This window comes from Geobacillus sp. YHL, assembly GCF_022341265.1.
Lineage (GTDB): Bacteria > Bacillota > Bacilli > Bacillales > Anoxybacillaceae > Geobacillus > Geobacillus thermoleovorans.
Genome location: NZ_JAEIGB010000009.1, coordinates 38,332 through 53,186 on the forward strand (window position 1 = coordinate 38,332; position 14,855 = coordinate 53,186).

12 protein-coding genes are annotated in these 14,855 nt (G+C 53.6%); 6 read left to right on the top strand and 6 right to left on the bottom strand.

Annotation, left to right across the window (positions count from 1 at the left end):
* Window positions 1-93 precede the first annotated feature (93 nt).
* From JCR24_RS09930 to JCR24_RS09945, 4 genes are all read right to left on the bottom strand, one after another.
* A complete protein-coding gene (locus JCR24_RS09930) occupies window positions 94-816 on the bottom strand; it encodes a LutC/YkgG family protein (protein ID WP_238980543.1) in 723 nt (240 codons plus the stop codon).
* The gene (locus tag JCR24_RS09935; RefSeq protein ID WP_238980544.1) at window positions 813-2,243 is read right to left on the bottom strand and encodes a LutB/LldF family L-lactate oxidation iron-sulfur protein; all 1,431 of its coding nucleotides are present in this window, start codon (window positions 2,241-2,243) and stop codon (window positions 813-815) included. The genes JCR24_RS09930 and JCR24_RS09935 overlap by 4 nt, the downstream gene beginning before the upstream one ends.
* Before the next feature lie 15 nt (window positions 2,244-2,258).
* Complete coding sequence (locus JCR24_RS09940; RefSeq protein ID WP_238980545.1) at window positions 2,259-2,978, bottom strand: (Fe-S)-binding protein; 720 nt, start codon at window positions 2,976-2,978, stop codon at window positions 2,259-2,261.
* 116 nt (window positions 2,979-3,094) lie between these two features.
* A complete protein-coding gene (locus JCR24_RS09945; RefSeq protein WP_047757535.1) occupies window positions 3,095-3,820 on the bottom strand; it encodes a FadR/GntR family transcriptional regulator in 726 nt (241 codons plus the stop codon).
* A 465-nt stretch (window positions 3,821-4,285) separates the two neighbouring features.
* Here JCR24_RS09945 and JCR24_RS09950 point away from each other — a divergent pair, with 465 nt between their 5' ends.
* The 3 genes from JCR24_RS09950 to JCR24_RS09960 all read left to right on the top strand — a co-directional run bounded on the left by JCR24_RS09950 (window position 4,286) and on the right by JCR24_RS09960 (window position 8,838).
* Window positions 4,286-5,959: an L-lactate permease gene (locus JCR24_RS09950; RefSeq protein ID WP_238980546.1), complete on the top strand. Its 1,674-nt coding sequence runs from the start codon at window positions 4,286-4,288 to the stop codon at window positions 5,957-5,959.
* 105 nt (window positions 5,960-6,064) lie between these two features.
* Entirely contained in the window at window positions 6,065-7,477 is a 1,413-nt protein-coding gene (glcD, locus tag JCR24_RS09955; protein WP_238980575.1) for a glycolate oxidase subunit GlcD, read from the top strand.
* Window positions 7,474-8,838, top strand: a complete 1,365-nt coding sequence (locus tag JCR24_RS09960; RefSeq protein WP_238980547.1) for a (Fe-S)-binding protein — start codon at window positions 7,474-7,476, stop codon at window positions 8,836-8,838. Before glcD ends, JCR24_RS09960 begins: the two co-directional genes overlap by 4 nt.
* 114 nt (window positions 8,839-8,952) lie before the next feature.
* On the opposite strand, the gene mreBH is transcribed toward JCR24_RS09960, so the two are convergent.
* Together mreBH and JCR24_RS09970 are read right to left on the bottom strand one after the other, a co-directional pair.
* Window positions 8,953-9,960 carry a rod-share determining protein MreBH gene (gene mreBH, locus JCR24_RS09965; protein WP_238980548.1) on the bottom strand — a complete coding sequence of 336 codons (1,008 nt, stop codon included), beginning with the start codon at window positions 9,958-9,960 and terminating at the stop codon, window positions 8,953-8,955.
* A 333-nt stretch (window positions 9,961-10,293) separates the two neighbouring features.
* Entirely contained in the window at window positions 10,294-10,746 is a 453-nt protein-coding gene (locus tag JCR24_RS09970) for a C40 family peptidase (protein WP_238980549.1), read from the bottom strand.
* A gap of 344 nt (window positions 10,747-11,090) precedes the next feature.
* Between JCR24_RS09970 and JCR24_RS09975 the strand changes: the two genes are divergently transcribed.
* From JCR24_RS09975 to JCR24_RS09985, 3 genes are all read left to right on the top strand, one after another.
* Window positions 11,091-13,547: a putative bifunctional diguanylate cyclase/phosphodiesterase gene (locus JCR24_RS09975; protein WP_238980550.1), complete on the top strand. Its 2,457-nt coding sequence runs from the start codon at window positions 11,091-11,093 to the stop codon at window positions 13,545-13,547.
* Between the two features lies 1 nt (window position 13,548).
* The gene (locus JCR24_RS09980; protein ID WP_013144260.1) at window positions 13,549-13,920 is read left to right on the top strand and encodes a DnaJ family domain-containing protein; all 372 of its coding nucleotides are present in this window, start codon (window positions 13,549-13,551) and stop codon (window positions 13,918-13,920) included.
* Between the two features lie 205 nt (window positions 13,921-14,125).
* On the top strand, window positions 14,126-14,695 hold the full coding sequence (locus JCR24_RS09985; protein WP_015373923.1) for a PX domain-containing protein: 570 nt from the start codon (window positions 14,126-14,128) through the stop codon (window positions 14,693-14,695).
* Window positions 14,696-14,855 lie beyond the last annotated feature (160 nt).

The window sequence follows — 14,855 nt, forward strand, 5'->3', positions numbered from 1 at the left end:
CCCAAAAGCGTTTACTGAGCGTCCGCTTTCGGGGCGTTTTTTTGGGGAAAAAGAAGACGGTGCCCTTCCATGATGGACACCGTCTTCTCATGCTCACCGGTCGGTGACAATGATATACGCCGCTTTCATCGGGCCGTGGACGCCGACGACCAAGTTCATTTCAATGTCGGCCGAGTTGCTCGGGCCGGTGATGAAGTTGATGCATGACGGAATGAGGACGCCTTTTTCAATTTGCTCGTGAATGATGGCCGCCGCTTGCGTCACGCGAGGCACAACGGTGCTTTTCGGAACGATGGCGATATACGTCTTCGGCAAAAAGTGAATGGCCCGCCCTTGTTCATTGCGCGAAAACAAAACGACTGTCCCTGACTCGGCGAGGGTGATGTCACTGAACGCGATGCCGACGTTGGCCTGTTCGGCGGCGTCAATGTTTTGGCGTCCAAGCGCCGGATTCCATATATGGATGGCTGTTCGCTCCGCGGGCCATTCGTCGCGGAGCAAGGCGGACAGCCCATATTCGGCAAAGCGCGGGTCATCCGGCACGATGACCGGGCCGCCGCCATAAGCCGTGACTTGTTGCTTGAGCACCCCAGCAAGTCCGGCGTTTGTCGTCTCAATGTAATCAGTGTGAATCAGTTTACATTGTTCGCGAAGCACTGCCAACAAGTCGTCTTGGCTATAGCCAGCCAAGACTTTCCATTGCGGCTGATCGCTCCATTGCGGCCGGGAGACGCCGGACAGGCGGGGAGCTCTCCCGAGGCGATGGGCGATGTGTTCTAAAAACGCGTCACGGTTGTGAATAGCACCACGCGTCATGACGGATTCCCTCCTTTTTGGCGATTGCGAAACCAATCGCGGAACCGCTCTTTGCTTGGCGCCGGAAATTCGCGGCTTTCCGTCCACGCTTTGAGCGGGCCGGGGCCTTTTGTGATGCGCCCGTCTTCGGCAAACGGGGCGAAGGCGCTTGGTGCCAACTTCGTGCCGAACCGGTACAATGACGGTGAGGCGGTCCCGAGACGAAACGCCTTCATCGCCAATTTTTCTGCGGTCGGCGCTTTTCCTTCGCGCTCCACGATGATTTGGCGATGTTTGATAAGCAGCTCATGAAGCGGAATTTTCACCGGGCACGCTTCCGTACAGGCGGCGCAAAGGGAGGACGCGTACGGAAGCTCCTTGTAGTCGTCGTAACCGCCCAACAGCGGCGACAAGACCGCTCCGATTGGGCCGGAGTAAATCGAGCCGTACGAATGGCCGCCGATGTGGCGGTATACCGGGCAGACGTTGACGCAGGCCGCGCAGCGGATGCATTGCAGCACCGGTTGAAACTCCGTGCCTAAAATCGACGAACGCCCGTTGTCGACGATGACGAGATGGAACTCTTCCGGACCGTCAGCGTCGCCTTCGTCGCGCGGGCCGGTGAGGACGGTGATGTAGCTCGTCAATTTTTGTCCGACGGCGCTGCGTGTCAACATGCTGACGAGAACTTCCATCTCCTCAAACGTCGGAACGATCCGCTCCATTCCCATGACCGTAATTTGCGTTTTCGGCAGCGCTGTCACCAAGTCGGCGTTGCCTTCGTTCGTAACGAGCGTAATCGAGCCCGATTCGGCGATGGCGAAGTTGCAGCCGGTAATGCCGATGTCGGCTGTCAAATAGTCGCGCCGCAGCATCTCACGGGCATGGCGGGCGAGTTCAACCGGATCGGACGACTTCGTATAGCCGAGCTTGCGGCGGAAGACGTCGCGAATTTGCTCTTTGTTTTTATGCAACGCCGGACCGACGATATGCGACGGCGGGTCATGGTCATCGATTTGCAAAATGTATTCGCCAAGGTCCGTTTCGACAACGTCACAGCCGATGGATTCCAGCACCGGGTTTAAGTTGATTTCTTCCGTGACCATTGATTTCGATTTAACGATTTTTTTCGCTTGTTTTTCCAAAGCGATGCGGCGGATGTAGTCGTTCGCCTCTTCGGCCGTCCGGGCGAAAAAGACGTGGCCGCCCCGTTTGGCAACGTTTTCACTAAGCTGCATTAAATAATAGTCCAAGTTTTCGAGCGTATGCTTTCGGATTTGTTCGGCGAGTGAGCGCCACTCCTCCCAATGGCCGAGCTCTTTGATGACGCCAAGCCGCCGCACATAGCCGCGGTCTTGCATGCCGGCGACCGCCCCGCGCATAAAGTCGTTGTCCAAGTTTTCTCGGACCCGTTTCCAAAACGGCCCGTTTTCGATTTTCATCGGCATGTTCGCTTCCCTCCTTTAGTTGCGCGCATTCAACACTTCGGCAATATGCATGACGCGGATCGGCTTGCCGAGCCGCGCGATGCGTCCACCGATGTTTAGTAAACAGCCGCAATCGGCGCCGATTAAATAGTCGGCTTCCACTTCTTCAATATGCTCGATTTTTTCATCAACCATTTGTTCGGAAATCGGCCCCATTTTGACGGAAAATGTGCCGCCAAATCCGCAGCACTGATGGGCGTTCGGCAGCGGAACGAGCTCAAGCCCTTTGACATGTTCCAACAGCCGGAGCGGTGCGTCTTTCACGCCAAGAAGGCGGGTCATATGGCAAGACGTATGGTACGTCGCCCGCCCGTGAAACGAGGCGCCGACATCTTCGACTTTCAGGACGTCAACGAGAAATTGCGTCAGCTCGTACGTTTTCGCTGCGAGCCGTTTCGCCTCCGCTTCCCATTCCGGGTCGCCGTGGAAAATGTGCGGATATTCCTTTAACATCGCCGCGCACGAGCCGGATGGGGTGACGACGTAATCAGCGTGGGCGAACGCGCGCATCATCTGTTTCATGGCTTCTTTTGACTCTTTGACATAACCGCTGTTATACGCGGGCTGGCCACAGCACGTTTGCGCCTCCGGAAAATCAACCTCGCAGTCGAGCCGCTCGAGCAGTTCGACGGTCGCTTTGCCGGCATTCGTGTAAAAGAGATCGATGAGGCAGGTGACGAATAACGAGACTTTCATCGGTTCTCCCTCCCGTGTACCGAGCTTAATGAACGGGTCATCTGATGACTATATGTCTATTATAAAATGTTTTTTTCAGATTCGTAGCCCTTTTTTGAAAAAAAGAAAAAACGCACTCAGTCGGGTTGTTGAGTGCGAATGTAGCGGCGCAGCACGTTTTCGACATTGGTCAAATGTTCCAGCATGCGCGCCCGGGCGGCGTCCGGATTTTGGTCGCGAATGGCTTCAAAAATAGCTTGGTGTTCGGCAAGCAGCTTTTCGGTTGTCGTTTGTTTCGAAAACAGCCATATGCGGCGCGTCTCCCGCATCGTTTCAACGATCATGCCGGAGACGCTGTTCATAATGCTTACAAGCATCGGATTTTGCGACGCCGCCGCAATCGCCATATGGAAGGCCAAATCCGCTTTTTCGCCAAGCTCATCGCTGCCGATCCCTTCTTTCATTTGGCGAAGCGCTTCTGTCATCGCATCGAGGTCTCGGTCTGTCCGCTTGGCGGCAGCGAGCGAGGCGGCGCCTGCCTCAAGCAGCTTGCGCACTTCAAGCAAATGCCAAATATCTTCCTTGTTCATCAAGACAGCAATGGATAGCGGAAACGTCATCACTGTCGGGTCAAACTCGCGCACATACGTTCCTTCTCCTTGTTTGAGCTCGATCAGCCCCATCGCTTTCAACGCAGTGAGCGCTTCGCGAATGGCGGCCCGTCCGACTTGAAACTGTTCGGCCAGCTGCTGAACGGAATCGAGTTTATCACCAGGTTTTAGCTCTCCGTTTTTAATCATATCAAAAATGGCTTCGGCCACTTCTTCGTAAATTTTTTTTGTTTTAATCCGTTTAAACGCCAATGGATCCACCTCAAATACGATTAAAGTAGCTTTCCGGTTGTGAAGAAGGAAATCTCCTGCACTGTCTATTATGATACAGCATCATGGATCGAGACAAGCGCTTTTTGTTGCTTGCGGCCGAGGGCGTCAGCGGTTTGGGGAAGCCAACGTGATTCCATCGCGCATGGCGAAGTGTGAAAGGGACGGGATGGGTCGTAGTCAACATCGTCAAGAAACTTCGACCGTACCGACAAGCAGGATGGTCATCCCGTTCTCTGTCAACATCGGCGTGGGGAAACACAATGGATGGAAAGTTCAAAAAAATACAAAAACAACTATTGTCTTTTGCTGAAAACGCTTTTATAATTTGAGACAGACGGCGTTTCTTATCCGGTCATCTGATGACTAGAAGACTAGAATGAAAAGGATGGGCGGACGATCTCGCAAACGCCGCGAAGTCAGGCGCAAAGGGGAGGAGAAAACCGCATGTGGAAGCAGGACTTCACGCCAATCGCCGACCAGCTTTGGTTATCGGCCATTGTTGCACTCATTCCGATTTTGTATTTCTTTTGGGCGCTGGCTGTCAAGCGGATGAAAGGGCACATCGCTGGGTTGACGACGCTGCTGCTTGCTTTGGTGTTGGCTGTAATCGCTTACAGAATGCCGGCTGGAAAAGCGGTGATGTCAGTGACGCAAGGCGCGGTGTACGGGCTGCTCCCGATCGGCTGGATCATCATCACCTCTGTCTTTTTATACAAGCTGACGGTGAAAACAGGCCACTTTGACATTATCCGCAATTCGGTTGTCTCGCTCACCGAAGACCGGCGGCTGCAGGCGCTGCTGATTGCCTTTTCGTTTGGCGCCTTTTTGGAAGGAGCGGCTGGGTTTGGCGCGCCGGTGGCGATTTCAGCGGCGCTTCTGGCCGGGTTGGGGTTCAACCCGCTTTATGCCGCGGGCATTTGCTTGATCGCCAACACAGCGCCGGTGGCGTTCGGGGCGGTCGGGATTCCAATCATCTCGATGGAAGGGCCGACTGGCGTGCCGGCGATGGAAATCTCAAAAATGGTTGGGCGGCAGCTGCCGTTTTTATCGGTGTTCATTCCGTTCTATCTTGTCTTGATTATGGCGGGATGGAAAAAGACGGTGGAAGTGTTGCCGGCCATTATCGTTTCCGGTGTTTCGTTTGCGCTGACGCAATATTTCACCTCGAACTTTTTAGGACCGGAGCTGCCGGACATTTTGTCCTCGCTCGTTTCGATCGTCGCGTTGGCTGTCTTTTTGAAATATTGGAAGCCGAAAAGCACATTCCGCTTTGCAACGGAGTCGGAAGTGGCGGCCGCTGGGCAAGTTGCTCGCGCGACGCAACGCGGCGGGGAAGTGTTCCGCGCTTGGTCGCCGTTTCTCGTGCTGACGGCTTTGATCTCACTGTGGGGCATCCCGCAGGTGAAGGCGGCGCTCACCGGCCATTATGAAGGGACAAACGGCTTGTTGAAGTTGGCCAACGCTATCGGCGTCCACTTGACGTTTATGCCGCCTGTGCCGGGGCTCAACAACCAAATTTTGAACCCAAGCGGCCAGCCGATCGCTGCGGTGTATAAGCTTGAGCTGCTCGGCGCGGCTGGGACGGCGATTTTGCTGGCGGCGGTCGTCACAAAGTTCATCATCGGCATCTCGTGGAAAGATTGGGCGCGTACGTTTGTGGAAACGCTTAACGAATTGAAATTCCCGATCATCACGATCGCTTCGGTTGTCGGCTTTGCCTACATCGCCAACTCGTCAGGCATGAGCACGACGCTTGGGATGGCGTTGGCCAAAACAGGCCCGTTGTTCCCGTTCTTCTCGCCGATTTTAGGCTGGCTCGGCGTGTTTATCACCGGTTCCGACACGTCGTCGAACTTGTTGTTCGGCAACTTGCAAAAAGTGACGGCGACATCGATTGGCATGGATCCGGTGCTGGCGTTGGCGGCCAACTCATCGGGCGGCGTTGTCGGGAAAATGATTTCGCCGCAGTCAATCGCGGTCGCCTGCGCGGCCGTCGGTTTGACCGGCAAAGAATCCGACTTGTTTCGCTTCACGGTCAAACATAGCGTGTTCTTAATCATCTTGATTGGCATTCTTGTTTACTTGCAATCGACGGTATTGTCGTGGATGATTCCGTAACGGCAACGAAGGGGGGACGAGGCTTGGCCTGGATGGAAACGGGCGCCAAGCCCGGCCCCTTTTCCACTGTCGACGAATGCAGACGATGTGGAAAGGGTGAGACCATTGATTCCAAATGAGGCGAAAAAACGGTTGATTCAAGTCGTGGGAGCTGAAAACTACGATGACACGAAAACGGGGCGGCTCGTCTATTCGTATGATGCCACGCCGCAGTTTCAGTCGCTCCCCGATGCGGTCATTGCGCCGCGAACTACCCAGGAAGTGGCGGAAATCGCGAAAATTTGCAACGAGTATCGCATCCCGATCGTGCCGCGCGGGTCGGGCACGAACCTTTGCGCCGGCACGTGTCCGGTCGAAGGCGGAATCGTTCTTCTGTTTAACCATATGAACCGCATTTTGGAAATTGATGAGGAAAACTTAACCGCGACTGTTCAGCCGGGAGTGGTGACGCTTGATTTGGCGAAAGCCGTTGAAGAAAAAGGATTGTTTTATCCGCCGGACCCGGGGTCGATGAAAATTTCAACGATTGGCGGCAACATCAGCGAAAACTCAGGCGGCTTGCGCGGTCTGAAATACGGGGTGACGCGCGACTATGTGCTCGGGTTGGAAGTCGTCCTAGCGAACGGCGATGTCATCCGCACCGGCGGCAAGCTGGCAAAAGATGTAGCCGGTTATGATTTAACCCGTCTGTTTGTCGGATCGGAGGGAACGCTTGGCATCGTCACTGAAGCGACGCTCAAGCTCATCCCGATGCCGGAGACGAAGCAAACGATGCTCGTCCTTTATCAAGATTTGGAGGCGGCCGCCCGTTCGGTGTCGAAAATCATCGCCAACAAAATCATACCGGCGACGCTCGAGTTTTTGGACCAGCCGACGTTGGAAGTGGTCGAAGATTTTGCCCGCATCGGCTTGCCGACCAATGTCAAGGCCGTGCTGCTGATTGAGCAGGATGGACCGAAGGAAGTGGTAGAGCGCGATATGAAAAAGATGGCCGATATTTGCCGGGCCGAGCAGGCGGTGTCCGTTCAGCTCGCCCGCTCGGAGGAAGAAGCAGAGGCGCTGCGGACGGCGCGGCGGGCGGCGCTGTCGGCGCTGGCGCGTTTGAAACCGACGACGATTTTAGAGGACGCAACCGTGCCGCGCTCGGAAATCGCCAAAATGGTCAAAGCGATCAACGAAATTGCCGAGAAGTATCAAGTAAAGATCTGTACGTTCGGCCATGCCGGCGACGGCAACTTGCACCCGACCTGCCCGACCGACGCCCGCAACCGTGAAGAAATGGAGCGGGTGGAACAAGCGTTTGAAGAAATTTTCGCCAAAGCGATTGAATTGGGTGGCACGATTACCGGTGAACACGGCGTCGGGGTGATGAAAGCGCCGTATTTGGAATGGAAGCTCGGCCCGGCCGGCATTGCCGCCATGAAAGCGGTCAAACAGGCGCTCGACCCGAACAATATTATGAATCCGGGCAAAGTGTTCGCCAAAAGCACGAGAAAACGGGTGGTGGTGGCACGATGACAACGAAGACAGAACGAGCGCTCATTCAAAAAGCGTTTCAAGAACGGATGGATGAAAATGAGCTGATGAACTGCATGCGTTGCGGCTTTTGCCTGCCATCATGCCCGACGTATATCGAATCGGGGCGGCAAGAAGCCCAATCGCCGCGCGGGCGGATTGCGTTGATGAAAGCGGTCGTGGACGGTTTGATTGAACCGGACGAGGAAGTGGAACGAGCGCTCCACTTATGTTTAGGATGCCGGGCGTGCGAACCAGTCTGTCCGTCCGGCGTCCGCTACGGCCATCTGTTGGAAGAGGCGCGTGACATTATCGCCCAGCATAAAAAAATGCCGCTTCCGGTTCGCCTCATCCGCAAGCTTGTGTTTGCCGGACTGTTTCCGCATCAAGAACGGATGCGGAAGGCGACGGCGCTTCTCGGTTGGTATCAGCGCTCCGGCTTGCGGACGCTTGCCCGCAAAACCGGGCTGCTTCGCCTGCTTCCGGCCTCGTTCCGGCAAATGGAGCGCGTGTTGCCGGACGTGCCGACCGCAAAAGAGATGAAAAACCGGCCGCATCGCTTCAACCCAGATGATGCGGTGAAAAAACGGGTCGCCTTTTTCGCCGGCTGCTTGATGGATACGATGTTTATGGCGACAAACGATGCGACGCTGCGTCTGTTGCAGCTCGCCGGCTGCGAAGTCATCATTCCGCCGTCCCAAGGGTGCTGCGGGGCGCTGCACGGCCATGGCGGGGAAAAAGAGATGGCGAAAGAGTTGGCCAAGCGAAACATTTCCGCTTTTGAGCAGCTCGACGTCGACTACATTGTGACGAACGCCGGCGGCTGCGGGGCGTTTTTGTTGGAATATGAACATTTGCTAAAAGACGATCCCGAATGGCGCGGACGGGCGGCGGCGTTTGCGGCGAAAGTGAAAGATATTTCCGAAGTGCTTGTCGAACTGGGATTTCATCAACGGCCGCTCCGCGTGGCGCCGCAAACGGTCACCTACCAAGATTCGTGCCATTTGCGCAACGTTATGAAAACAGCGGCAGCCCCGCGCCGTTTGTTGCGGGCGATTGACGGCGTCGAGTTCCGCGAGATGAAAGATGCTGACCGCTGCTGTGGATCGGCCGGCATTTACAACCTTGTGGAACCGGAGATGTCAATGCAAATTTTAGACTACAAAATGGAAATGGCGAAACAAACGAAAGCGACGACGATCGTGACGGCGAACCCAGGCTGCTTGCTGCAAATGAAACTTGGCATTGAACGGGCCGGGCTGTCAGGAAGCGTCCGCGCCGTCCATATTGTGGACTTGCTGCTTGAGGCCGCCGAGGGAGCACAGGCAGCGCAAGGGGAGGAGCGCATTTGGCAGACGTCCTAACACCACAGTGAGCGGCCTCTTGCGCGCCAGGGATGTCCATAGCCGGTCTAACAAGAACCCCCGCGATGACGCGGGGGCTTTGAGTTGCTTCCATGATTGGGAGTTGGAAATAAGCTACAGCGCTGCATCGAGGCGCTTTGGCATCGCCCGAAGCGCCTTCCCTGTGCCGATGGCGACCGCTTCAGCCGGATTGGGCGCGACATGCACGGGCACGTGCAGTTCCGTGCTCAGCCATTGCTCGATGCCATGCAGCAAGGCGCCTCCGCCGGTGAGCACGACGCCGCGGTCGATGATGTCGCCGCTCAGTTCGGCCGGGCATTCTTCAAGAACAGCGCGAATGGCTTCGGCGATTTGCCAAAGCGATTCTTTGATGGCCGTTTGCACTTCGGTTGGGTCCAAGGACACCGCTTTGAGGAAGCCGGTGACAAAATCGCGGCCATGGATCGTCACCGACTGTTCCATGACCGTTCCCGGGGCGCTGCCGATTTCGATTTTCACTTGTTCGGCCGTCTGTTCGCCGATTAGCAAACTGTAGTGCTGGCGGACATATTGCATAATGTCTTCGTCAAGCTGGTTGCCGCCGATGCGAAGCGAGCGGCAGGCAACGACGCCGCCCAACGAGATGATCGCCGCTTCCGTTTTGCCGGCTCCAAGATGAACGACGACGTTGGCGACCGGCTCGCTGACCGGCAAGTCTGCGCCAATGGCGGCTGCGACGGGTTCCTCAATAAACTGAATATGCTTTGCTCCGCAATGTTTGGCGATTTCGTAAAAAGAGCGGCGCTCGACGGAGGTGGCGTGGAATGGGACGCTCATGACGACGTCTGGTTTTTTGAAAGCGAGGCCGAGCTGTTTGCTTGATTGTTTAAAGACTTGCTGCAACAGCGCCTTGGCGCGGTCAAAATCAGCGATCACGCCGTTTCGCAATGGATACGTCACTTCAACATGGGGCGGAGTTTTGCCGATCATTTGTTTTGCCTTTTGGCCGATTGCCATGAGCTTGTCCGCCTGGCGGTTATAGGCGACTGTTGCTGGTTCGTCAAACAGAAGCCCTTTCGTCTGGCTGAACAGCCTGACATTCATCGTCCCTAAATCAACGCCCAGCTGTGAGGAAGCGAACAACGGAAACACCTGCCTTTGTCAAAAATCGATGAACGGACAACCAGTCATCATCTATACCATTCGACAAGAACGGCGGTTTTATGTCCACATTGTCGAAACGAGAGGGAGAAGCTGTTGCGGCTGGGGATCATAAAAAATTTTTTTGTTTTCATGTATAAAAGACGAAAAGGGAGGAAATGAATAATAGCGTAACGTTTTCCAAGTATTCCCCCGATCCCCTATGAATATATATTGGGCCCTTCGGTTTCGGAGGGCCGCTTTTTTTTTTGCATAATAAAAACCCCCTGCCTATTAAGCGCGCTTAATATGACAGAGAGCTTTTGCAATGAACCGCTACAGACGCTTGGCTCCGACATATCTTGTTTTCCAATAGCTGCTGTTTAAGCTGTCGATTTTGACACCGCGGGAAACGGCATGAATCACTTGGTTGTTGCCAATATAGATCGCGACGTGGGAGACCCCTTTCGTCTGTTTGGAAGTGTCGAAAAACACTAAATCCCCTGGCTGTAATTGGGACTTATGTACGTATGTACCTTTTTTGTACATTTCTCGAGAGGTGCGAGGCAAGGTGACGCCAACTTTTTTATGGGTATAGTAGACAAATCCTGAGCAGTCAAATCCTTTTGGCGTCGTCCCGCCATATCGGTAAGGAGTGCCGATCAGCTTTTTCGCTTCGATGATGAGCCGTGCTTTGTTGGCGGCTGCGTCAGAACTGGAAGTGCTTACAAAGAAGGAGGAAAATAGAACGATCATGGATACGAACAGGAGAGAATACCATTTTTTCATTTCCCCTAACCCCCGACAAAATCTTTTCCGATTCGACGTCTCTCAACTAGAGTATAGCAGAGGAAACTAGACTTGTTTTTTACAGTTGGATTAAATAATGTTACAGCGCCGTTACAAATATAGCACCTCGTCCTAAAGGCTTATACCAATAGATAGATCTTTTCGTTTCGGCCGACCTGGCTTTATGGCCGTAAGCGTGGAAACGGTGTTTCATACCCGAGTCCTATGGCCGACAGATGAATGTCGTAAGCTGTCGAACAAATAGGAACGGTGGAGGGAGGCAGTGCGAAGAATGGCCGTCTTATAATGAAAGCAAAGCGTCGAAGAATCGATGACGGTGATGGATGATGTCGAACCAACTTGAATATATCTTGTATATCTTTGGCCTTTTTTTGACGGTCGGCGGTGTCTATGTATACGGCCATTGGATGGCAAAACGGCATTGGGGGGATGCGCCATGGCTGGCGGCGCCGAGACTGACTGTTGTGTTTGCCACCGTTTCCCTGCTTTTTTTAGGGGCAGGAATGATCTATATCCATTATGCTGAAAAACAAGAACATCGTGAATATGAGGAAGCCGCAAAGCAAATCGCCGGCATGATTGCCGGCGATTTGGCCGCCATGGGGCACGAACGGCTCGATGAAAGGGCGGAACATTTGCCTGCGTATCACATGGTGATGGCGGTGCTGGAGCGTTGGCAACATTATGGCCGCGTGTTGAGCGTGTATACGTTAAAAAAGAATGAACACGGTGAGCTATATTTCGTGGCAGCGCCAGCGACTGACTACAATCGGAACGGCCGCATCGACGGCGAAAAGGAACAAGCGGTTCCACCTGGGACGGTTTACCGCCGCCATTTTCCAGAGATCGAAGAGGCGTTCCACGGCCGGTTTGCGATGGAACAACATCCGACAACAGATGAATGGGGAAGAAGCATCAGCGCGTTTATGCCGATTCGTCAATCGGACGGGACAGTGGATGCGGTTGTTGGCATCGATTTTGATGCCAAAACGTATGAGCAACATTTGCAACGAGGACGGAAAAAGGCCCTGTGGACGATGATGGCCATGTTTTTGGCGTCAGCGGTTGCCTATTTGCTCGCTTTGCATCAACAAATGGAACGGAAGGCGTTGGCTGTCTATAAAAAAACGCTCGCATCCAACGAGCATCGACTGCGGAGGCTGGCGGAAATGACGATGGAAGGCTTGATCGTCTATGCGGGCGGCAAAATTATCGAAGTCAATGAGGCGGCGTGTCGCTTGCTTGGTTATACAGAAAGTGAATTGGTTCATTTGCCTGTAGATGATCTTGTAGTTCAAGGGTCGATGACAGAAGCTCGCTCGGATGGGGAGCGCAAGCGGTTTGAAATCGAACTGCGCCGAAAGGATGGAACGGTGTTTCCGGCGGAAGTGTTGCAGCGCCGTTACGATTACGAATGGCAAAATGTGATGGTTGCTGCCGTCCGCGACTTGACCGAGCAGAAGCAAAACGAAAGGCGGCTGCAATACTTTGCCAGCCATGATGAACTGACCGGTCTCCCGAACAAGGAAGCGATGTATAAACAGATCGAACAATGCCTCGCCGGCGCTAAACGGAATGGCCAAGAAGCGGCTGTCATGTTTTTGGAAGTGAGCGGCATTAAGACGATCAACGATTTTTACGGCTATGCTGTTGGAGATGAGGTCTTGCTCCAGCTGGCCCGCCTTTGGCGAGAACAGAAAGGAATTATGGTTGGACGTTGGAGCGGAAATGAATTTATCGCTGTGCTGCCGGATAGCGCCAATGAAAAAGCGGAGGAAGCAGCGAAACGGTTGATTGAAGCTGCTGACGAACCGATCGTTGTCAACGGCCTTGAGCTATATGTGACCGTGAACATCGGCATCAGCGTCTACCCAAAAGATGGGGAGGATGCAAAAACGTTGATTCGCAAGGCGGATATTGCCCGCTACGAGGCGCGAAAAAAAGCGGCGAGCGATTTTCTCTTTTTCACGGAGCCGATGGCGATTCGTCTCAATGAAAAGATGGCGATGGAACGCGACTTGCGGCGTGCGCTTGAACATGAGGAATTTGAATTGTACTATCAGCCGCAAATTCGGCTTCACGACCGGCAAGTGATCGGCATGGAGGCGTTGATTCGCTGGCGCCATCCGGAAAAAGGGATGGTTTCGCCGTCATTGTTTATCCCGGTTGCCGAACAGACCGGCATGATCATTCCGATCAATGAATGGGTCATCCGCACGGCTTGCCGGCAAACAAAACAGCTGCTTGACCGGTTTCCGCACTTGTCTGTCTCGGTAAATTTGTCGCCATACGAGTTTGAAAGCCGCCGATTTGTGGATAAGCTCGCCAGCCTGCTCGCCGACGCCGGGCTGCCGCCGCACCATTTAGATCTGGAAATTACGGAACGAATGACAATGGATACGGAGCGTGCGCTCGATATTTTGTCAAAGCTGAAGGGGCTTGGTGTGACGATCAGCATGGATGATTTCGGCACTGGTTACAGTTCGCTCAGCTACTTGACGGATTTGCCGATCGATCGGCTGAAGATCGACCGTTCGTTTGTTCAGCATATTCAAGGAAAAAAAGATGTCATCTTGCCGGCGATCATCCGACTCGGGCATAATATAGGTGTAAAGGTGCTGGCTGAAGGGGTCGAAACGGAGACCGAAGCGGCTTATTTGCAAGGAAAACGGTGCGATGAGGCGCAAGGCTATTATTTTTCCCCGCCGCTTCCGTATGACGAGCTCGTCCGGTTCTTAAACGAGCAGCGCGTGAGGCGGCAGGCGCAGGAGCTGACGTAACATGGACGGATTTTGGCGCATCGCCGAGGAGAAAATTCGCGAGGCGATGAAAAACGGCGAGTTCGACAACTTGCCCGGCTTCGGCAAACCGCTTGAGATTGAAGACCTTTCCCGCATTCCAGAGGAGCTGCGGCTCGGGTATTTGTTGCTGAAAAACGCCGGCTATGTGAGGGAAGAAGCGGAGTTGCGCAAAGAACTTTTGACGCTCGAGGACTTGCTTCGTTGCTGCGAGGATGATGAGGAAAAACGGGAGCTGGAGAAAAAGCGGACGGAAAAACAGCTTCGGTTTGCGGAACTGATGAAGAAACGGGGGCAGACAAACTCGAAGGCATTGCGCGACTACGGGCGGCGCATTGAAGAGAAATTTCGCTAGACGATTCCTTCATATCTTGAGGAAACACGATTGTTTTGCGGGTTTCCTCATTTTTTATGCAAAGATGTCCAAAAAACGGGGAAAATAAGGAAGGAGTAAATGATCGGAAAGGAGGCAGCGCAAAGGAGGGAAAATAAAGAATGATTGATCCCAGCTGTCTAGTCGTTGATGGATCGTGAACGAAATGAAAAAAGGAGTGCACATGATGAGAAAATTATGGGTTGCCTTTTTTGCTTCGCTCGTTCTGGCGATGCCGTCATGGGTGTCTGCTCGAAGCCATGCAGGCGGGGGGGCCGATGTGCATTTGCCGGTCGGCCATATGTGGAAGCATGAGGGACTTGACGAGCAAAAGTGGATGGAGATGGTCCAAAAATATACGCCTGAGCAGGAAGAAGAATGGAAAAAAGTGCTGGATGAGCGGAACGCGTTGCGTCAGCAGTTGAACGATGAAAATGTGAAACAGGCCATCAAAGAAAAGTGCAAAAAGATGAAAAAAGAGCGCGAAGCAGCGCTTGACCGGCTCATCGACCAGCTGGCCAATAAAAAAATCACCAAAGAACAGTTTAAACAAGAGCTGAAACAGTTGCATAAAAAGAAACGGTGGATGACGAAAGAAGAAAAACAACAGCTTCACCAGCTTCATGAACAAACGAGGCAAGCGATGGAGAACAACGACCAGGAGGCGATGAAAAAGCTGCTTCCGCAATGGCTTGAGCATATGAAAAAGAAAAATGAACGGTTGGCGAAATGGCTTCAGGAAGTGAAACAAGGATGATATAATGAAGAAAAAGGCCGTGTTCAATGCACGGCTTCTTTTTTTACATTTTGGTTGGAAACGCCTTTTGGTTGTCTGCCAAGGCAGGCAGTCCGGGAAGATTGCGCCTGTTTTTGCGCAGAAACCGACTCAGTCTGCCTGATGCTGGAATGGGAGGGTT

Coding starts and splice junctions, on each gene's coding strand:
- JCR24_RS09950 (WP_238980546.1), top strand. CDS start 4,286: ATGTGGAAGCAGGACTTCACGCCAATCGCCGACCAGCTTTGGTTATCG.
- JCR24_RS09985 (WP_015373923.1), top strand. CDS start 14,126: ATGAGAAAATTATGGGTTGCCTTTTTTGCTTCGCTCGTTCTGGCGATG.
- JCR24_RS09935 (WP_238980544.1), bottom strand. CDS start 2,243: ATGCCGATGAAAATCGAAAACGGGCCGTTTTGGAAACGGGTCCGAGAA.
- JCR24_RS09975 (WP_238980550.1), top strand. CDS start 11,091: ATGATGTCGAACCAACTTGAATATATCTTGTATATCTTTGGCCTTTTT.
- JCR24_RS09930 (WP_238980543.1), bottom strand. CDS start 816: ATGACGCGTGGTGCTATTCACAACCGTGACGCGTTTTTAGAACACATC.
- JCR24_RS09980 (WP_013144260.1), top strand. CDS start 13,549: ATGGACGGATTTTGGCGCATCGCCGAGGAGAAAATTCGCGAGGCGATG.
- JCR24_RS09940 (WP_238980545.1), bottom strand. CDS start 2,978: ATGAAAGTCTCGTTATTCGTCACCTGCCTCATCGATCTCTTTTACACG.
- JCR24_RS09960 (WP_238980547.1), top strand. CDS start 7,474: ATGACAACGAAGACAGAACGAGCGCTCATTCAAAAAGCGTTTCAAGAA.
- JCR24_RS09970 (WP_238980549.1), bottom strand. CDS start 10,746: ATGAAAAAATGGTATTCTCTCCTGTTCGTATCCATGATCGTTCTATTT.